Raw genomic sequence first — 19,136 nt, forward strand, 5'->3', positions numbered from 1 at the left:
TTTCTCCTTAATTTCTCTTTTTATTATAATTATTTTTTTCAAACCAAGCTTCAATATCCCTTAATGCATTATTAAAGTCTTCTACATCATCAAAATTAGGTAGCTTTACCATGAAGCACTTGGCATCCTTTAATAGCCTCTTCTGTAAAACAAGAACAAGCTTTGGTCTTCCTGCATTAAACATTGAATCTGGAAGTTCAATAATTCCTAAAATAGACATTGTTTTAAACAATTCCTTTTTAAATTCTTGCTTAGAATCATAATCAAAGAAATCATTTTCTACAATCGCAATCATAGAACCATCCATCTTTAATTCATCTGCAAAATGCAAGATAGCATCATAAGGGAAATACTTTTCATTTTGATATTCCTGATGAGGCATATCAAAGATAATAGAATCCATATTGCTTAAGGATAAGCTCATCGTATCTTGATAGAATACTTCAACAGGATAATCTAATAAATCCGCAGTTAATGCAGTGATTTTTGTCATCCACTCATTATCATCTACTGCATAAAGCTTTGTGTCCTTTTCTAAATAATTGGCAACTGTAAATAATAAATTACCAGTACCACATAAAGGATCCAAAATAGATATTTCTTTTTCCTTATGAACCTTTGTAATTAAATATGCAGCTAAAATACCTAAGGTATCCGGAGTAGTATTTCCATTAGGAATTCTCATCTCCTTAAAGCCTCTTAGTACAATGGATTGCATAGCCTTGCGGACATCTTCAACAGAAAAATCCACATCTTTAATTTTGTCATAAATTTTTTGAAGCTCTTCTTCTTTTTCTTCATCCTCAAATTCGCATAAAACCTCACCTGCAAGTAAATTCTTTACAGTCATTTCTAGTAATTCAAAATAAGGCTTATGGAATGCTTCGTATAAGAAATTATTGGATTCATCCAATATGTCATAAAAAAGCTCCAGGTTGTCCATTTTTACTTCCTGCATAATTTTATCACCTTTAGCATTATACCAAATTAAAAAATCAATGTAAAGAAAAAGCCTAGCATAAAACTTGCTAGACTACTTTTTCTCCTCTTCATTTTTTAAATGAATCTTAGGGAAATTCCATTTATATCTTGCGGCAAAGAATCTTATTGTAACTACAATCAAAACTGTAGTGATAGATGTAAGCCAAATATTATCCACAAATTTAGATAAGAACACAAAATATACAGCACCAATAATTGCAGCTACCGCATAAATATGCTTTCTAAAAATTGCAGGAATTCTCATAACCAATATATCTCTTAGCATAGATCCACCAACACAGGTTAATAGGGAATAGAAAATTAACTGTCCCTCATTTGTAACTCCACACCCCTGTGCTCTTAGGACACCTACGATTACGAATGCACCAAGACCAATTGAATCAATAATTAAGAAAGTTAATCTATATGCTTTAGAATCTTCCCAAGAAAGATCTCTTATAAACCACATAACTGCAAAAACTAAACATGCAACAGCAAACGCGATTAATGGGTACCACCATTCATCAAAAATGACAAATTTCTTTTCTCCCATAATCAAGTCTCTTAAGAAGCCTCCTCCTGTTGCTGTAATTACAGATAAAACAACAACGCCAAACGCATCAAGCTTATTCTCTATTCCGGTTAAAGCACCAGAAATGGCATAAGCTACTGTACCTATTACTGCTATTATTAATAAAATGGTATTTAAAAGCTCCATATCTAAGGTAGTAATATCCATTTTTCTTCTCCTTTAACCTAAAACAAACACCACATATTTCATCCTTATTAAATATATAAATATCTAATGATTAAATATACCTCGTTTATATGCAAGCCTATTATAAAACTAAGAATAAAGAATTTCCACATAAATTTTATGCATTTTTTCACTGCGTACAAGTGTCTTTTTTGAATAATATTCAGTGACAAAATTCACTTATAAATAAAATACTTATTAAAAAGGCTTTCATTGAATAAAATACAGAAATAGAGTTGATTTAATAAATAATTGTGCTAGAATACAAATAAGTCCTAACGGAAGGGATTATAAAAAAGGAAGGTATAAATATATGTTTAGAACAGAATATGTAAAGAAAGTTTATGCTGACTTACAAAAGAACAATGCGAACGAGCCAGAGTTCCTACAGGCAGCACAGGAGATTCTTGAATCTCTAGAATTAATCGTTGAAAAGAGACCTGATATTGAACAGAATCGTATCTTAGAGCGTTTCTTAGAGCCTGAAAGATTCATTCAGTTCAGAGTTGCTTGGTTAAATGACAAAAACGAAGTACAGGTTAACCGTGGTTACCGTGTACAGTACAATAGTGCAATTGGACCTTACAAGGGTGGTATTCGTTTCCATCCATCTGTAAATGCTTCAATTATCAAGTTCTTAGGACTTGAACAGATTTTAAAGAATTCTCTTACAACATTACCTATGGGTGGTGGTAAGGGTGGATCAAACTTCGACCCTAAGGGAAAGAGTGATGCAGAAATTATGAGATTCTGCCAAGCTTTCATGACTGAGTTATATCGTCATATTGGTCCTGATACTGATGTTCCTGCTGGTGATATTGGTGTTGGTGGACGTGAGGTTGGTTACCTATTTGGTCAGTATAAGAGAATCCGTGATGAATTCACTGGTACATTAACTGGTAAGGGATTAGCATTTGGTGGTTCCTTAGCTCGTACTCAGGCTACAGGTTATGGTGTATGCTACTTCACTCAGGAAGCATTAAAGACAATGAAGGGTGAAACTTTCCAGGGTAAGACTGTTGCAGTTTCTGGTGCTGGTAATGTTGCAATTTATGCAATTGAAAAGGCACAGCAGCTAGGTGCAAAGGTTGTTACATGCTCTGATTCTAATGGTTGGATTTATGATCCTGAAGGAATCGATGTTGAATTACTTAAGGAAGTTAAGGAAGTTAAGCGTGCTCGTTTAACTGAATATGCAAAAGAACGCAAGAGTGCTGAATACCATGAAAAGAAAAATGGTGAGCACGGCGTATGGAACTACAAGGTAGATATCGCATTACCTTGTGCTACTCAGAATGAATTAAATCTTGATGACGCTAAGGCTTTAGTTAAGAATGGTGTACAAATCGTTTGTGAAGGTGCAAACATGCCTACTACTCTTGAAGCTGCACACTACTTCATCGACAATGGTATTATCTATGGTCCTGGTAAGGCAGCTAATGCTGGTGGTGTTGCTACTTCTGGTCTTGAAATGTGCCAAAACTCTGCTAGACTTTCTTGGACATTCGAAGAGGTTGATGCAAAGCTTAAAGGTATTATGGAAGGAATCTTCCACAATGCACATGATACTGCAGTAAAATATGGTGTTAAGGAAAATGACCTATTAACTGGTGCTAATATTGCTGGTTTCGAAAAAGTATGTAACGCTATGATTGCTGAAGGTGTATTCTAAAAAAATTGCCCTATAATAAAAATTGCTGGAATTTGGCTCCCAGCAATTTTTTTATTTCTATTTTTTTAATTATTATTTTAATAGTCTGCTTCTGTAGATAATTCTGGCAATTCCACTTGGAAGCTATCCATACTAATATTCACATAAGGTGAGGAATTTCCTGGAGTATGATCTTCAGCCATAACACTCTTGGACGCTAAGAAGAATTTAGTAATCTTTCCACTTTCTTGGTCATCCCATGTTACATCTACACCATACCATTTGCCATCTATATTAGTATAATTCCAACCATGAGGACCACCATTACCAATACCAGATACCATAATTGTATTTACACCTAAGAACTTACATAAATATAAATATGTTTTTGCATAGCATTCACAAACTCCACCAGTTAATGGGTTTTGATCTGCAACGCCCATTATGCTGTGGGCATAATGCTCTTTAGAAGCAATTTGTTCACTCTTATTCTCCCATGCATAATCTATTTTTTCAATAATATAATCATGGATTAATAGAGCTTTTTGTTTTTCCTTGATTGTAGTATCAGCTAGGTATAAATCATATACTTCATGCTCCATCTTCTTTATATTTTCCATTGCTTCTTGTCTTTGAGAATAATTAAAATATTCTTCTGCTAAGGTTACTGAAATGGTATGCTTTTTTCCAAGTAATGTTTGTGAAGTGGATATAATCATAGAGGATGATAAGAAATAGAATTGTGGATTATTACCTAAGAAGGAATTTGTAATTGCATATGCTTCATCAGAAGAAATATCACCATCATTAAATTCATAAGATGTAACTCTTACTGATATTTGATTTCCATTATAAACTAATGCATAATCCTTAGTCTTATCGGCAACATAATTTTCAGTTGAGTCAAAGAATGACATACAGCCTTCATATAATGTTTCATATAAAGCCTTATATGTAGCTCTATGCTCTTCATATATAGGATTTTCTGTAAATTGAACATAATCATAATTCTTATGATAATCCAAAACTACCGTATCTGCCAAAGTGTCATCACATCTAGAGCATTTATGCAATGTATATGATCCACCATAAGAATTTGTTATCTTGGTATGTTTATAATCATGACCTAGTGCAGGAATAACTACTGCACCCTCTGTCTTTTCTCTACATACTCTACAAAACATACCATTGGCAACACCAGGAGTGGTACAGGTTGCAGGAGTTGAATCTCCTTCTGTATTATATATCCATTCATGTGATGCAGGGATAACCTCTTGTTTAACTAGGATTTCACCACATCTTTCGCAGTATGACCCTTCCGTTAATCCATCCGTGGTACAAGTTTTAGCCTTACCTAAAAGTTTTGCTACCTTATGTCCTAGTTTTTGAACGGAATTGCCATATTTTTCTTCACCACATTTTTTACATTTGTATATTGTATATCCATCTGTAGTACAGGTTGCCTCTACTATTGTTTCTTCATAGCTATGAGTACAAGGCGGCTTAATTGTAGGAGCTGGTGTATCAAAGCTACATGAAGCTAGCCCCATAAGGGATGCAAGTCCCATAAATACTAGCATTAATGTCTTTTTCATAGATATCACATCCTTTATTTAATTTTATACTAAATATTCATCTTTAACAAGAAAAAAAGGCTTATTTTAAGCCTAATTTCAAATACCTGTTAAATTGCACAATAATGACTAACAATAATCCAAATACCTAAGCCAACTAAAATGATTCCGCCAATAATTTCTGAAATCATTACCTTGCCTCTTAAAAGCTTTAGAATTTGCTTACCCAAGAATAATCCTACTAAGGATAGCATAAATGTAATGCACATAATGATAACTACATGTAACCAAATGGTTTGATTGGATGAAATTCCTGCATGCATCGCAACACCTGTACCAAGCGCATCAATTGCGGTTGCAAATCCTAAATAGAATACCTCCTTATAGGAAAATAGCTTTTCCTCTTCGGCATCCCTTTTACCTTTTAACTTAAGTATTCCTTCAATAAACATCTTCCCACCAATGAATACAAGTAAGGCAAAAGCCATCCAGGATACGATAGTAGCCATTACATCTCCTGCACTATTACCTCCGGCTTCGCCTACAATTGTGCTAATTCCTTCTACTAGGAAATATCCAATTAAAGGCATTAATGCCTGCATAAAGCCAAAGAGAAATGCAGTAAAAAATATTCTTTTTTTATTAATATCTGTAACAGTTAACCCTAAGGTTATCGATACAGCAAAGGCATCCATAGATAAAGCTATGCCTAAAAGAATTACCTGTAATATTATTTGTGCTGTCATATAAATCCCCTTAAATTCAAAAATGAGACCTATATAGTATAAGCCTCATTTAAAACCAATACAATAAAGAATAGAATTATTGATTAAATAAATAAATTATTAAACCAATAAATGCAGTAAAGAATATAATCAATAAAATAGAAATAATCTTATTGGCATCTAGCTTTTTACCTGTTTTTCTTCTAAACTCCTTAAGTAATGCTTCCATATCCTTTTCATCCTCTAAGGAATCAATCTTTTTAATATACTTTTCAGATAGAGTTTCCATTTCCTCATACTCTGCTTGATAATAGTATTCTCTTGGAATCATATCCATATGCTTTTGAATTTTATCCTGATAATACCATCTACGATAGTTAAGATCCTTCATATTTTCCCTATGAGTCTCTTCTTTAGTCTTTCGATCCATTTCCTTAAGATAGATATAGTTTTCCATCTGGCGCTGTGCCATTTCTGGAATTTGAGTAGTCTCTTCTACACTTTCTTCCTCAAGGTCCTTTTCCTTATTATCTTCCATCGTAATCCTCCTACTTTAAAAGAAGCCCAAATGCCTTATCTAATAAGCTATTATCTAAAGCACCCATAGAATGGAAATCAAAGCCCTTCATATATTCTGTCTTTTCTTTTTCACCCATCTTTGATGTTTCTTCCATAAATTTTCTTCCAACGGCTACTGCATTAATAGAATACTGAGGACAATGGTCCTTATCATCTACTATGATGTAGTTTAAATTAGATAGCTTCTTTTTTAACATATTAGTATTATACTTGAATTTAACCACTTTGTCATTCGTTGAATGAATAATCACAACATTTCCCTTAAAATCAGCTAAAGAGGTAATAGCATTTGCTTTGGAATACTTCTTTGTTTTACCGTATTCAATGATTTTATAAAAAGGAATAATAAACCATAATCCCTTAGGAAGCATTCCTTTCATACAAGAGGATATACTAATAAATGGTGCAAGTGCCAATACACCCTTAATATCTTTATGATAATAAGGAATATTTGTTGCAGCAAAACCACCCCAAGAGTGTCCATATACATAGATTTCTCTTTCTTTAAGTAATGGATTCTCTTTTACGTATTTAATAATTGCATCTGCACATCTTAAAGAATTTGCTAAGCCTCTTAAATTACCGGTAGAATCATTTGTTCCTTCATAATTCATAGCTAAAACCTGATAGCCCTTATGGCAAATATATTCAATATCCTGTACATATGCAGCTACTCCACTCCACATGCCATGAAACACAACAAAGATTTTTGTTTTATCATAATTAGGATAACTATATAAGCCACCCTTTAATATAGAATCTTCCATATTAATTTCAACAGGTGAAAAATCAAGGCCGAACTCTTCTTTAGTATAATAATTTATTCTAGTATCATCATAATAATGCCCAATAAAAAAGGCTTTATGAAGCTTTTTTGCAATGGCATAAGCAACTATTGCAAAAATAAGTAAAAACGCCAAAATCCCCAAAATAATATATAACCAAAGCATATTTATCCTCCTTTTTAAAAAATGGCAGCTGTTATGCTGCCATATTTCTTTTATAAATCTCTAATAAACCATCTAGGGTTAAATTATCCTTTTGTGTAATACTATGCTTACATAAAGGAACAATTAATCTAGATAATCCACCAGTTGCGATAACTGGAATATTTGGATTATGGATTTCTTCCATGATTCTATCAATCATTCCATCCACTTGTGCAGCAGCTCCAAGTACTACTCCAGATTGAATACACGCAATAGTATTTGTACCAATTGCCTTCTTTGGAGTAACTAATTCAACATTAGGTAATAATGCTGCAGAAGATACTAAGGATTTTAATGAAATGGAAACTCCAGGGGCAATACTACAGCCCAAGAAGGTTGCATTCTTCATATAAATATATTTTGTTGCAGTTCCTAAATCCACCAATATTACTTCAGGATAATCCTCTAAGGCACCGGCACAATCACAAATCATGTCGGCACCTACAGTTTTTGGATCATCTACCTTAAGAGAAACTCCAGTTTTAATTCCTGGACCAATAATTTTAGCCTCTATATTATAGTAAGATTGGAATACCTTCTTTAAGGCACTCGTAACAATAGGAACTACTGAGGAAATAATAACATCCTCAATTTCATATGAATTAAGCATGGTTCTAATTAAAAGATAATATTCATCACTTGTTTTATCTGTGAAGGTTTTTAATCTGAATGTATTGCTTATGGATTTTTTATCTGAAAAACCAAACACGATATTTGAATTACCAATATCTACTAATAAAACCATATAATTCTCCTTTTAAATGCTTGCTATGATTTCTTCTTCTAATACTGAATTCTCTTCTTCTTCAAGGAATTCGTCAAAATTATGTGCAAAGCCAAGATTATAATTTCTTGCTAATACCTTAATTAATACTACTAATGCTGGAGATGCAACTGCACTAACTGTGAATTCAATTGCGAAGTTAACAGTTACAACTGTTGCCCATGTTACTGCAAAATCTGCAAAATATGGTAATGAATTAAAGAATAATACTGCACCAACCATGAATAAGCCAGTGTTAATAACTGGAACTAATAATGTTGCTAAAACCACACCAACACCAAATAATGTAATCTTTGTCTTCTTATTCTCATTCTTTCTAGCAATAAAGCTAAATAAATTGAATACTAAACCAGCAACTAAACCAGCAATTCCTGTCTTTAATAAACATAAGATAATAGTTGCTGCTGGATTAACTGGCATAAATAAACCCTGTGTTCCAGGTGCAGTGATTACAATTGCACCCATAACTAATCCTAAGAATCCGCCTGCTAGAGGTCCATATAAAATGGCTCCCACTACAATAGGAATTAAAGCAAGAGTAATTTCTACCTCGCCAAACTTAACATAGTTGCTTAAAAATTGTAAAGCAACTACTAAAGCTGTAAGTGTTGCTAAACCTACAAGCTTCTTAATTAATAAACTGTTTTTCATTATATAAATTTCCTTTCTTTTTAGGCCCATACGGGTCCCATAAGCGAGTTTATTATATTATTATAATAACGAAAAAACAAGAATTATTAGTTTTGTTCTAAAATATCCACAAGTGAAAGCGTAATCCTAATTTCTTTTTCATTTAAGAAAATGGAATTTTCACTAAATTCAATCTTAGTATTTTTAGGAAATACCTGATTTTTTTCTAGACAAGCAAAAACAAAAGTTTTCTCTTGAATCATATCTAATTCCGGACGATATCCATTGGCTATTAAATCCAAATGAATTGGCATTAAAATATCAAAATAAAGCTTATTATTTTTTATATAGATTTTCTTAACCTCATATTCATTAAAATCATAATTCTTTAAAAAGAAATCTAATGTCATAAAATCATCCCCTTTTAAAGAATTATATAAAATTTTAACAAAGAAAAAAAGGGCTTTTGCCCTTAATTCTTACTTATATTTCTTACGAGCTTCCTGTCTCTTCTGCTTACGAACATCAGATGGCTTTAAATAGTACTGACGCTTCTTAGCTTCCTGAAGGTTACCAGATCTTGAAACATCGCGCTTAAATCTACGTAATGCATCTTCAATGCTTTCTTTTTCACGAACTACAATTTTTGGCATGTTAACTCTAGCCTCCTTCCAGGGAAAAACTCCGTGTTTCATTATATCAAATAGTATTTTTTTTGTAAAGTTATATTTTTCTTTTTTTGAAAAAAATTAGTTTTCAAACAAAAATTTCATATAAATTGGAATTCTTTTCTCCCAATCGGCCTCGCAATGCTCACCATTAGGCTCAAAATAAAACATAAATGGAATATCCTTTTTTACAAACTCATCTTGAATCTCATAATGATATTTTTGAATTAAATCTCTATTCCATTCTCTTCCACCATAATCCATATATACTCTTGTATCTTTACTTATATTACTATTTCTAATATCTTCTTTTAATTCATTAGGACATAGCATTATTGCGCTAGATAGACATGCAGCATATTTGAAGATATGATTATATTTAACTATACTATATAAACTCATAAGGCCACCCATAGATGCTCCTGCAATCATTGTATTTGCTCTATCTGGTAGGGTTCTATATTTTTTATCCATTTCTTCTTTAAACTCACCAGTAAGCCAATCCATATAGGTCTTACCTCTTCCATCTATATATTCTTCAATTAAATACATGGGCTTCATATGATAAGGAAAATATTCATAGTATCTCTCATTACCAACATGATTACAATCCACACCTATAATAATCATTTTCTTTTTATAGAAATCCATAAACTCTTGTAAGCCCCAGGACTTTCCATATGTTGCATCCTGATTAAAGAATAGATTGTGTCCATCATACATATATATTACTGGATACCTTTCATTTGACTCATAATAGTTTGGAGGTAAATATACCTCTACTCTTCTAGATAGTCCAAAAGGAGTAATATAAACGTTAAACTTTTCTACCATTGTTCCACCTCAAAATCGAATATTAGTATCTTATATTATAGCATATTCTACCTTTATTTCAAAGTATATAAAAACGTTCTGGCTGAGCAGCACCAGAACGTTTTAAAAAAGGGGATGTATACTGGATTAAATCCATAGTTAGTCTTAACTAACCATTTATTATTATATTCATTTTAAATAAGATGTCAACAGCATTTTAATAAAAAATAAAAGAAATGACAAATTGCCATTTCTCATTTTTGAATGATTAAAGCTTTCCCATTATAATGCTTCGCTTCTACTTTTGATTTTATTTGGATTTTTTCTATGAAATCCTTTGATACTACATTTGCACTTCTAAATGTCATAGATTCTACTTTGTATTCAATGACTGCTATATATTTATCTTTATTAAAACCAAACTTAGAGCTTTTTTGAAATTTATCTACCAATGTAGCCTTAATTACATCCTTTGATTTTTTACAATTTAAATAATTAATTGTAGAAGGTAGTCCTAAAAATATAGGTCCAATAGATAAAGTTATGAATAATACAAATAATACAACATATATATAATATCCACCATTGAATATGGACATCAATAAAAATGAAATTGCTAATAATATTAGTGGAATAGCTAAAATAATGTAGATTACTTCAATATAGACATTATATTTTTTCATCGTAGAAAACATCCTTTTTTTCTGGATTCTCACTAAAGTATTTCACAGCATAGCTACAAGTAATTCTAACCTTATAGCCTTTTTCTTTTATTACCTCATATGTAGCATCCATAAGTTTTTTTGCAATACCCATTCCTCTTAATGTGCCATCTACAAAGGTTCTATTAATATTTACAACACCATCTAAATCTTTAGGAAATGTTACATATGCAATCATATTGCCATCTTTATCCTTGATATAGACACAATCATCCTCTTTAATGATTTCACTTAAATTTTCCATATAGTACCTCTAAAATTTAACATAAACTAATGAATCCGTAGGATGAATAACTACATCCTTCTTCTCATCCTGATTCTCATGGAAGAATATTACATTATCGCCTCTGCATATACCTAAAAGGATATTTTCACCCTTAAAGCATTTATAGAAAGAGGATAATAATTCTGCTTTAGATTTAAAGATTAAGTCTTTATCCATTTCAATGACAGATGATGCAGGATTTACTGCGATATCAAAATCATTTGCATCAAAGGCATGGTCTGTTGTAAGTAGCTTATCAAAGAATTTCTTGGAATCCTGGTTCATCGCAAGCTGTGTAATAAGCAAGCTCATCATCTTATTAGAAATAATTGTATTATGAATATCAAAATCTCTTATAGAAGATAAATTTCTAGAATCTAGGATTTCTGTAATATATGTCAAGTTTTCTCTTTTTGGGAATGCCTTAGATAAAGCAATCAATGTAACAAAGACATTTGCATCATAGGATTCTTCTGCAACAGAATCATCAGATAGTATTAAAACCTTCTTTTCTCCAGTAGCTTCTTTAATATCTTGAATTAATTTATCATTTTCATCCTTATGATAATGCTTAATTGTATATTTAAATTCAGGAGATTCAGCACTTCTATTTAAATTATCTAAAATGAATTCTCTTTTTTGATTATCTCCAATTACAAAGATACTACATGGATCATGTCTTACAGGACCCCTTGGCTTTAAAACAACGTTTGATTCATATGGAGCATTTCTTCTTTTTTGAATTTCCTTTTCATCATTTGCTAAAACAAATAATTTATTTAATGTAACAACAGGAATTGAATTGTCATGTATCTTCATAAAATCAGATACACTCTCTTTTGAATTTAAGGAATAGAATTCTGCACCTTCAAAGGAGAATAATTCTAAATAAACCAAAGCCATTTCTGGATCTACAATGGACTGGGCAATAATTTGTCCAATCTTTTTATTAAAGGATACTGGAATAATACTTTTATTTTTTAATGAATTAACTGTAAAGCTAATATTTTCAATTTGCTTTCTAGTTTCATCTGAATTTGTTTCAACAACAATTTGAGTATTACTCTTAATACCAAAGGAACCTAATCTTAAAATAATCTTAAGATTTAATAAATCAGAATTTAATATATCATCGTCATCATAATCTACCATATCTTCTCTTGCCATAACTACAATTTCAGATGCCTTTTCAATAGATATATCATCTAGATTTCCTCTAAGAAGGGAATCTCCTTCTTTTATAATTAAATTTGCTTTATATTTTTGAGTTACGTCATTCGCAAGAAATAAAGATTTAATTTCAGATTCAATATATTCCTTTGTTTGATTGGATAAAATGACAATATTATTTTTAAAGCCTTTTTGCATTAGATTAAAAATAATATCAGGAACCTTAGAATTCCAATTTAGAATTACAAAATGATTGGATAATACAATTTTACCCTTAGCCTTACTCTTTTTATCAATATAGCTCCTTAGGCTTGTTGTAACCATAGCTACAATAGCACCACTAAATAATACCATTTCAACTACAATGGTAACTGCAGCTAAAACCATCATAGATAAATGATTTGTATCATATTCCAAAATAGAGTTTGGGGCAATCATCCATTTTACTGCAGTAACAAATGCTGCCGCAAATCTGCCCTCAAAAAAATAAGCCTCATATTTATTATTATCTATTCCAAACGCAATTAATGACACAATAAATAAAATAATAAAATTTATGATTAAAAGGGATAACAAAGTAACCAAAAGAGGCTTTTGGTAAGTTTGCATCGTACTTTTCGCTTTTATTTTTAAAAATAAGGATTTTAAAAACTTCATAGTGCTCCTCCTATACTTCAATTATTAGTAATTATAACAAAAGAAAGTAAAAAAAAGAAGCCATTTGAATGGCTTCCATTATTTTTCTATATCCTCTTCTTTAAAATCCTCATTATTTACTTCAAAATCCTTTGGATTTGTTTCAAATTCTTTTTTAAGTTCTTCATATTCATTTGGATTATAGGTATATGGTTCATCCATAGAATGCTTTTTTCTATACTCATCGTATTTTATATCGCCTTCAAAATACTTACCTAAATCATCATTTTTATCTGCTTCATTTATTTTTTCTACAGCGATGATTGTTTTAATCAAACGATAAAAACCAAATATGATAACTCCACCACCAATAATAGATAATACAATTAGCATATAATAGGCTTGAGGGTAGGCAGTATCATATGTAGAAATATCAATACAAATATTATAACCAGTTAATTCATAAAAATGATTCATAGCTTCCTTTAATGAAGTATCATCACCTATAGAATATGTTGTATTATTAATGATTTTGATATCTTTTACATTATTACTATATAAAGGATTGAAATAAAGTAAATCAATACGCTCATTTAATTCCATTAAGGAAGTATTTAAGGCTTCTGCTAAGGATGAAACCTGATATTCATACTTATTTAGATTATTATATAGCTTATTTCCAAAGAAAGAATTTTGATTACCAAACATTTGATCTATAGAATAATCCAAATTATCACCTACAATAGGCATATAATCTAATTCCTTTAAATTATCATAAGCTACTATTTCAACTAAAACATTATATTCATAATTGGAATCCTGTTGATAAACTTCACTATAGCGATTTAAAGAATAGCTTTCTAAAGCATCTTCTGATCCTCTTAAATGAAGAGTACCAATTCCTAAGCCAACAATAAATATACCTACACATATTAATGCGATAATACCACGAATCGCATAATATCCTCTATGTACTCTAGAATATGGTACATAAATACCACTAAAATAAAAGCCCGGTCTTATATAATAGGAATGGTGCTCTTTTCCATATATATCCCTTCTTGGCGCTCTAGGAGCACTAGAGTGACTTCCTCCAGAATGGAATCCACCATGACTAGAAGACCCTCCACCAACATGAGGCATAATATCCCTTCTTTCTATTCTTCAATCTTTTTTCTTTCTTTAGATAATACAAATTTCTGTAGTGGAAATAATACACAAGCTTGTATAAAGCCTGCAGTTAGAGATGCGATAGTTGGGGCAAGTGCCTCAATTGCGCTTCCTACCATCCAAGATACCATAACACCTTGGAACCAAGTCATCACTAAAACTAAAACTGCAATTACAGAAATATATACTATAAAATGCCATAGTGGGGCATCACTTCTGAATGTTTTCTTTTTATTTAAAAAGTAGGCTATTGTATTTGATACAGCATTAGAAATAAAGAATGGTAATACATATCCCCAGTTATCATTACCCTCTCCTACATATCTAGGATCAAATATAGCTTCTAAAAAGCTAGGAAGAGGGGCTTTCCATTCCTTCATCCATAGTAACAATAAATTTACTAATAAAAGCTGAATACCTGTTGTAAAAGTACAAATAATCGTAAATTTTGCAATTTGCCATAATGTTTTTACTGTGCTTCCCTTCGCTTCCGCCTTATCATCTATTTTTTCTAGCCAGGACTTCTTTTTTTCTTCTTTAATTTCATTTTCTTCCATAAGCTCACCAATTTATTTAACTAATTTCAACCCATTATAACACAAGAAAAAATAGAAAAAAAGATGCATAAGCGTTAAGCCTATGCACCATAGATTATTTAAATGCCTTTAAAGCCTCTAACATATCACTTGAAACACCTAATGCAGAAGCATTATTAATGTAATAAGTAACTAATGCTTTAAAACTATAGGAAGATGCATTCATATAATAATAAGTACCATTAATAAGTACATATACTTCTGCAGTATAAACTGTAGAATAATCACTTCCTACGGATATATTTTTAGAAATCACATAAGAATTATTGGACAATGTTGGAGTGATATTATAGTAGCTATAAGAACCACTTCCCTTTTTAATTCTTACTCCATATGAAGCACTATTACCTAAAGAGTTATATAAATCTTTAGAGATTGTGCCTTTAAAATCCATTGAAGCATTACTATATGTATATGTAGTTACTTCTTGAACCTCTCCGATAGAGTATGTAACAGAAATATAATTTACATATAATCTTTGACTAGAGGATGTACCCTTACATGTAAATAATACCTTATTCTTTGCTTGAATGTTATTAACTGTAAGCTTTCCACCAGCTGTAATGGATTGATTTTGACTTGCTGAACCATTATCTATAGAATAAGTAACCTTGGTTGCCATAGATGAGCCTATAGTTACACTAGTAATTGTTGCATTATTTTTACTAGATACAGTAAATACACCACCATTTTGATATACTCTGATAATATTAGAATATACACCTGGATTTGTTGATGCACTACCCTTAGCTGCTAGATATGAAATATTACTATCTAAAGAACCTGATATAGAAGTAAAGCTTGATTTGGATACTGTTTTAGATGTTGTATTGGATGTATTTTGTGTTACTTCTTTGTTGTAACTCAAATTCAAAATAGCCTTTGTATCATTATTCTTAAACTGATTTGTATAAGTAGATAAATCTACTGTTGCTTCTGTACCACCTAATCTAAATAAGGATACATCCTTTTGCGTAGCCTTATAGCCTGCAAAAACCTTGTTTGTCGTATTATATTCCAAATATCTTTGGCTATAACATACATTCTTAATTGTTGTTTTACCAGAAGAAATACTTATTACCCAATCACATTTATTTGACAAAGATGTTGTTGATGTAAGCTTATTAGCATCGGATGGAATAGTTAAATAGCTTCCACTAGATGTTTTAAATCTAAAGGAGCCAGAAGTTGAACCATTTTCTAATGTAACTACTTCTACACTACTTGATGGAGATGAAATCTGATTATTTGAAATAGATACACTAGTATATCCTCTATTGGAAGTATTTTGAGTTTTACTTAATGCTACATTTCCATCCTTATAGGATAAGATTACTTTATCTCCTGCTTTTAAATTAGATGTGCTTGTAACTAAGCTATAATTATTCTCTTCTGGTGTTGGAGTTACACTAGATGCTCCATAAGTAGAATTATAGGTAGATATTACATTATCCCAATAAGTTTTTAAATTTGTAGAGGTTCCAGATTTTGCCTTTACATAATTAAATAATGTAGTGTCATTAGAAACTAAAGCTTTATCTGCAACAGTTAATCTACAATATTTATTGTATGCACTATATACCGTATCCTCACTAGAAGATGATGATAAATTGGATATAGAAGATTTAACATCGCTTAAGGAATATTCTGTTTTTGTTTTAGAATTTGTATAATTATTTGTCCATATTGTATCTACCCATTCTGGGTGGTCAATAAATGGATTACGATTGTTTTGTAATGCATAGGTTGCTTCATTTCTAAGCATTTCCTTATCAGAAACTGGGTCCTCATGAGCCCACTTTGTAAATACCTTAATTGCATTTTGAGTTAAATAAGGATAGCTTGAAGAAAAGACATTCTTTACTTCTCCTGCTGACCAAGAAGAAATCTTATCAGAATAACGAATTGCCATATAGAAATATCCTCTTGCGATATCTCCTTTATATTCATCCGCAATTTCAAAAGTAGTTTTAGAGCTATATATAGTACCATTGCCAAGCTTAGAGCCATTACTAAATGTTTTTGATGCACTAGATACATCATCATACATATAGCTTGATCTTTGATTATTTACATATACATCTGTAGGATAGATATGATAAATATCTGAAACCATTGGAGTTGCTTTGGCAAACCAAGATTGTGGAATGGTATGCTCACGATTAAATCCTGCTCCTTCACTAGATGCAGATGAACCAGTATCCTTCTTTAAATCATAAATCTGATTTGAATAAATGTCCCATACCACATTTGTACCTGGTAAGACATCTGTTGTAGGATATGCCTGGGTGTAAAGATTTGAATAACTAATCGCTTTAGTGTTAGAACTAATCAAGCTATGTAAGTTTGATGCTAGAGTTGTTCCACTAGTTGTATTAGTTATACTAGAATAATAGCTTGATTGAGCATTAGCACTAATTGCTATAGAACTAAATGCGAAACAAGCTATAGGTAAAGAAAGTACTACTTTCCATCGTTTCATAAATAATATAACCCTCCTATTTACCATTTTTATTTTTGAACCGCCTAAATAAATTATAATTTATTTAAATAACAATTACAATAACAAGGTTATATACGAATACATAAAAAAGCTCCTAAGATATACTTAGGAGCAATTTCTTATTACTTTAACATACCCTTTTCTAAAGCAAGAGTAACTGTTGTACGGTCGCAAACCTCACTTGGTCCAAAGTACTGAATAGCACCTGGATAAGTATATGCTGTTTCAACAGCCCAAGTAGCTCTACGAGCCTCAAAATACTTGAATGGAGCACCATCAAGCTCAACTAAAGCCTTCTTAATAACTGGCTTGTCTTCACCATGACGTCTTTCCATATTCATCATCTTTGTGATAGGCATACCACCTGCAACCCATTCCTCAGCTGGTCTAGATAGGTTAGATACCTTAGATAGGTAACCATTGAAGCCATACTGAATTAGCATGAATGCATTGTAACCTAAAGAATAGCAGTAATCTGCATCAAAGTTAGATGGGAATGCACATCTTCCTTCATAACCAAAGAAATGATGTAAGGCATTGAACTTACCATTGTAAGTACCAGCCTTCTTTCTTTCAGCTAACTTAGCCTTAACTAAAGCACTGAATAACTTTTCAGACTCAATTAAGGATACCTGAACGTTACCATGAGGGTCACGCTCTAAGAATAACTGCTGCTGAATAGTTTCAGGTAAAATATCAAATACAGCAAATGAAGCAGCTGTTAAGCCCTTCTTAATGAATTCATACTTTTCCTTCCAAGTAGCTAAAGCATTGAAAGCATCAGCCTTAGCACCAGCAAGTAATTCATTAATTTCTGCAATTAATACAGAGAATTCAGGAACGAATTCAACAACACCTTCTGGGATAATAGCAACACCGAAGTTCATACCCTTTGCAGCTCTTGCAGCAACAGAATCAGCGATGTAATCAGCAATTTGAGATAAGCTCATCTTCTTTGCAGCAACCTCTTCAGAAATTAAGCAGATATTAGGCTGAGTCTCAAGAGCACACTCAAGTGCAACGTGAGAAGCACTACGGCCCATTACCTTAACGAAATGCCAATACTTCTTTGCAGAGTTAGCATCTCTTTCAATATTACCGATAACCTCAGAATAAGTCTTAGTAGCTGTATCGAAGCCGAAGGAGCATTCGATATCCTCATTCTTTAAGTCGCCATCGATAGTCTTAGGACAACCAATAACCTGTACGCCAGTATTATTAGCAGCAAAATATTCAGCTAATACTGCAGCATTAGTATTGGAGTCATCTCCACCAATGATTACAATTGCAGTAATACCATGCTTCTTTGCAACTTCAGCTGCAACCTTAAATTGCTCCTTAGTTTCAAGCTTAGTTCTACCAGAACCAATAATATCAAATCCACCAGTATTTCTGTATTCATTTATATATTCATCAGTGAATTCAATATAATCATCATCTAAAAGTCCAGAAGGACCATTCTTAAATCCTAAAAGAACATTATTCTTATCTGTAGCCTTAAGTGCATCATATAAACCACAAATTACATTGTGTCCACCAGGTGCCTGTCCACCAGATAGAATTACACCTACAACTTGCTTTTTAGCTAAAGATGTATTCTTGCCCTTTTCAAATGTAATTTCCTTTTCGCCATATGTATTAGGGAATAAAGCCTTAATCTTTTCCTGATCTGCAACAGACTCAGTAGGTAAGCCTTCCTTAACACAAATTTCAGCAATACCATTTCTTAACATTCCAGGTAGCTTTGGAGTGTACTGGTATCTTGCCTTTTGAAGTGGTGATAAATTCTTCATTTTATTTCTCCTTTAATAAATGTAATTTTTAACCAAATGTATTATAACACTTAATTTCAAAGATAAAAAGCATTAAATACTATGTATTTATTAAATCAAGTATTAAAAGTGTTTTCATCTTTTTAAAAGG

At 31.7% G+C, this 19,136-nt stretch carries 19 protein-coding genes; 1 reads left to right on the forward strand and 18 read right to left on the reverse strand.

Annotated elements, in window-relative coordinates; translation table 11 throughout:
- Positions 1–7: 7 nt before the first annotated feature.
- Positions 8–958 carry an N-6 DNA methylase gene (locus EI71_RS06565; RefSeq protein ID WP_119016461.1) on the reverse strand — a complete coding sequence of 317 codons (951 nt, stop codon included), beginning with the start codon at positions 956–958 and terminating at the stop codon, positions 8–10.
- A 75-nt stretch (positions 959–1,033) separates the two neighbouring features.
- Positions 1,034–1,720 (reverse strand): trimeric intracellular cation channel family protein, encoded by a 687-nt coding sequence (locus EI71_RS06570; protein ID WP_119016462.1) that lies wholly within the window; start codon positions 1,718–1,720, stop codon positions 1,034–1,036.
- A gap of 331 nt (positions 1,721–2,051) precedes the next feature.
- On the opposite strand from EI71_RS06570, the gene gdhA reads away from it, so the two are divergent.
- Positions 2,052–3,410: an NADP-specific glutamate dehydrogenase gene (gene gdhA, locus EI71_RS06575; RefSeq protein WP_119016463.1), complete on the forward strand. Its 1,359-nt coding sequence runs from the start codon at positions 2,052–2,054 to the stop codon at positions 3,408–3,410.
- A gap of 77 nt (positions 3,411–3,487) precedes the next feature.
- Here the strand turns inward: gdhA and EI71_RS06580 are convergent, their stop codons facing one another.
- The 16 genes from EI71_RS06580 to EI71_RS06655 form a co-directional block, all read right to left on the reverse strand.
- Complete coding sequence (locus tag EI71_RS06580; protein ID WP_119016464.1) at positions 3,488–4,984, reverse strand: transglutaminase domain-containing protein; 1,497 nt, start codon at positions 4,982–4,984, stop codon at positions 3,488–3,490.
- An 89-nt stretch (positions 4,985–5,073) separates the two neighbouring features.
- Positions 5,074–5,709 carry a manganese efflux pump MntP gene (locus tag EI71_RS06585; RefSeq protein ID WP_119016465.1) on the reverse strand — a complete coding sequence of 212 codons (636 nt, stop codon included), beginning with the start codon at positions 5,707–5,709 and terminating at the stop codon, positions 5,074–5,076.
- A 76-nt stretch (positions 5,710–5,785) separates the two neighbouring features.
- Positions 5,786–6,226, reverse strand: a complete 441-nt coding sequence (locus tag EI71_RS06590) for a hypothetical protein (protein WP_119016466.1) — start codon at positions 6,224–6,226, stop codon at positions 5,786–5,788.
- 10 nt (positions 6,227–6,236) lie between these two features.
- On the reverse strand, positions 6,237–7,217 hold the full coding sequence (locus EI71_RS06595) for an alpha/beta hydrolase family protein (protein ID WP_119016467.1): 981 nt from the start codon (positions 7,215–7,217) through the stop codon (positions 6,237–6,239).
- Between the two features lie 31 nt (positions 7,218–7,248).
- Positions 7,249–8,001 (reverse strand): type III pantothenate kinase, encoded by a 753-nt coding sequence (locus EI71_RS06600; protein WP_119016468.1) that lies wholly within the window; start codon positions 7,999–8,001, stop codon positions 7,249–7,251.
- Positions 8,002–8,013: 12 nt separating this feature from the next.
- On the reverse strand, positions 8,014–8,691 hold the full coding sequence (locus EI71_RS06605; protein ID WP_162849843.1) for an ECF transporter S component: 678 nt from the start codon (positions 8,689–8,691) through the stop codon (positions 8,014–8,016).
- 86 nt (positions 8,692–8,777) lie between these two features.
- Positions 8,778–9,080: a hypothetical protein gene (locus EI71_RS06610; protein WP_119016470.1), complete on the reverse strand. Its 303-nt coding sequence runs from the start codon at positions 9,078–9,080 to the stop codon at positions 8,778–8,780.
- Positions 9,081–9,149: 69 nt separating this feature from the next.
- Entirely contained in the window at positions 9,150–9,323 is a 174-nt protein-coding gene (gene rpsU, locus EI71_RS06615; protein ID WP_119016471.1) for a 30S ribosomal protein S21, read from the reverse strand.
- A 96-nt stretch (positions 9,324–9,419) separates the two neighbouring features.
- Positions 9,420–10,172: an alpha/beta hydrolase gene (locus EI71_RS06620; protein WP_119016472.1), complete on the reverse strand. Its 753-nt coding sequence runs from the start codon at positions 10,170–10,172 to the stop codon at positions 9,420–9,422.
- A gap of 233 nt (positions 10,173–10,405) precedes the next feature.
- On the reverse strand, positions 10,406–10,834 hold the full coding sequence (locus tag EI71_RS06625) for a hypothetical protein (RefSeq protein ID WP_162849844.1): 429 nt from the start codon (positions 10,832–10,834) through the stop codon (positions 10,406–10,408).
- On the reverse strand, positions 10,821–11,117 hold the full coding sequence (locus EI71_RS06630; protein ID WP_119016474.1) for a GNAT family N-acetyltransferase: 297 nt from the start codon (positions 11,115–11,117) through the stop codon (positions 10,821–10,823). The genes EI71_RS06625 and EI71_RS06630 overlap by 14 nt, the downstream gene beginning before the upstream one ends.
- A gap of 9 nt (positions 11,118–11,126) precedes the next feature.
- Complete coding sequence (locus EI71_RS06635) at positions 11,127–12,965, reverse strand: hypothetical protein (RefSeq protein ID WP_119016475.1); 1,839 nt, start codon at positions 12,963–12,965, stop codon at positions 11,127–11,129.
- Positions 12,966–13,043: 78 nt separating this feature from the next.
- Complete coding sequence (locus EI71_RS06640) at positions 13,044–14,087, reverse strand: hypothetical protein (RefSeq protein WP_119016476.1); 1,044 nt, start codon at positions 14,085–14,087, stop codon at positions 13,044–13,046.
- Positions 14,088–14,101: 14 nt separating this feature from the next.
- The gene (locus tag EI71_RS06645; RefSeq protein WP_119016477.1) at positions 14,102–14,671 is read right to left on the reverse strand and encodes a GtrA domain-containing protein; all 570 of its coding nucleotides are present in this window, start codon (positions 14,669–14,671) and stop codon (positions 14,102–14,104) included.
- A 94-nt stretch (positions 14,672–14,765) separates the two neighbouring features.
- Positions 14,766–17,192 (reverse strand): endonuclease I family protein, encoded by a 2,427-nt coding sequence (locus tag EI71_RS06650; RefSeq protein ID WP_162849845.1) that lies wholly within the window; start codon positions 17,190–17,192, stop codon positions 14,766–14,768.
- 143 nt (positions 17,193–17,335) lie between these two features.
- Positions 17,336–19,006, reverse strand: a complete 1,671-nt coding sequence (locus tag EI71_RS06655) for a diphosphate--fructose-6-phosphate 1-phosphotransferase (RefSeq protein WP_119016479.1) — start codon at positions 19,004–19,006, stop codon at positions 17,336–17,338.
- Positions 19,007–19,136 lie beyond the last annotated feature (130 nt).

This window comes from Anaeroplasma bactoclasticum (genome assembly GCF_003550015.1).
Lineage (GTDB): Bacteria > Bacillota_I > Bacilli_A > Acholeplasmatales > Anaeroplasmataceae > Anaeroplasma > Anaeroplasma bactoclasticum.

What these genes read in the sequence shown, in the direction of transcription:
- EI71_RS06630 (WP_119016474.1), bottom strand. Translation starts at nt 11,117, where the DNA reads ATGGAAAATTTAAGTGAAATCATTAAAGAGGATGATTGTGTCTATATC.
- EI71_RS06640 (WP_119016476.1), bottom strand. Translation starts at nt 14,087, where the DNA reads ATGCCTCATGTTGGTGGAGGGTCTTCTAGTCATGGTGGATTCCATTCT.
- EI71_RS06655 (WP_119016479.1), bottom strand. Translation starts at nt 19,006, where the DNA reads ATGAAGAATTTATCACCACTTCAAAAGGCAAGATACCAGTACACTCCA.
- rpsU (WP_119016471.1), bottom strand. Translation starts at nt 9,323, where the DNA reads ATGCCAAAAATTGTAGTTCGTGAAAAAGAAAGCATTGAAGATGCATTA.
- EI71_RS06635 (WP_119016475.1), bottom strand. Translation starts at nt 12,965, where the DNA reads ATGAAGTTTTTAAAATCCTTATTTTTAAAAATAAAAGCGAAAAGTACG.
- EI71_RS06650 (WP_162849845.1), bottom strand. Translation starts at nt 17,192, where the DNA reads ATGAAACGATGGAAAGTAGTACTTTCTTTACCTATAGCTTGTTTCGCA.
- EI71_RS06610 (WP_119016470.1), bottom strand. Translation starts at nt 9,080, where the DNA reads ATGACATTAGATTTCTTTTTAAAGAATTATGATTTTAATGAATATGAG.
- gdhA (WP_119016463.1), top strand. Translation starts at nt 2,052, where the DNA reads ATGTTTAGAACAGAATATGTAAAGAAAGTTTATGCTGACTTACAAAAG.
- EI71_RS06590 (WP_119016466.1), bottom strand. Translation starts at nt 6,226, where the DNA reads ATGGAAGATAATAAGGAAAAGGACCTTGAGGAAGAAAGTGTAGAAGAG.
- EI71_RS06580 (WP_119016464.1), bottom strand. Translation starts at nt 4,984, where the DNA reads ATGAAAAAGACATTAATGCTAGTATTTATGGGACTTGCATCCCTTATG.
- EI71_RS06625 (WP_162849844.1), bottom strand. Translation starts at nt 10,834, where the DNA reads ATGAAAAAATATAATGTCTATATTGAAGTAATCTACATTATTTTAGCT.
- EI71_RS06620 (WP_119016472.1), bottom strand. Translation starts at nt 10,172, where the DNA reads ATGGTAGAAAAGTTTAACGTTTATATTACTCCTTTTGGACTATCTAGA.
- EI71_RS06585 (WP_119016465.1), bottom strand. Translation starts at nt 5,709, where the DNA reads ATGACAGCACAAATAATATTACAGGTAATTCTTTTAGGCATAGCTTTA.
- EI71_RS06565 (WP_119016461.1), bottom strand. Translation starts at nt 958, where the DNA reads ATGCAGGAAGTAAAAATGGACAACCTGGAGCTTTTTTATGACATATTG.
- EI71_RS06605 (WP_162849843.1), bottom strand. Translation starts at nt 8,691, where the DNA reads ATGAAAAACAGTTTATTAATTAAGAAGCTTGTAGGTTTAGCAACACTT.
- EI71_RS06645 (WP_119016477.1), bottom strand. Translation starts at nt 14,671, where the DNA reads ATGGAAGAAAATGAAATTAAAGAAGAAAAAAAGAAGTCCTGGCTAGAA.
- EI71_RS06570 (WP_119016462.1), bottom strand. Translation starts at nt 1,720, where the DNA reads ATGGATATTACTACCTTAGATATGGAGCTTTTAAATACCATTTTATTA.
- EI71_RS06600 (WP_119016468.1), bottom strand. Translation starts at nt 8,001, where the DNA reads ATGGTTTTATTAGTAGATATTGGTAATTCAAATATCGTGTTTGGTTTT.
- EI71_RS06595 (WP_119016467.1), bottom strand. Translation starts at nt 7,217, where the DNA reads ATGCTTTGGTTATATATTATTTTGGGGATTTTGGCGTTTTTACTTATT.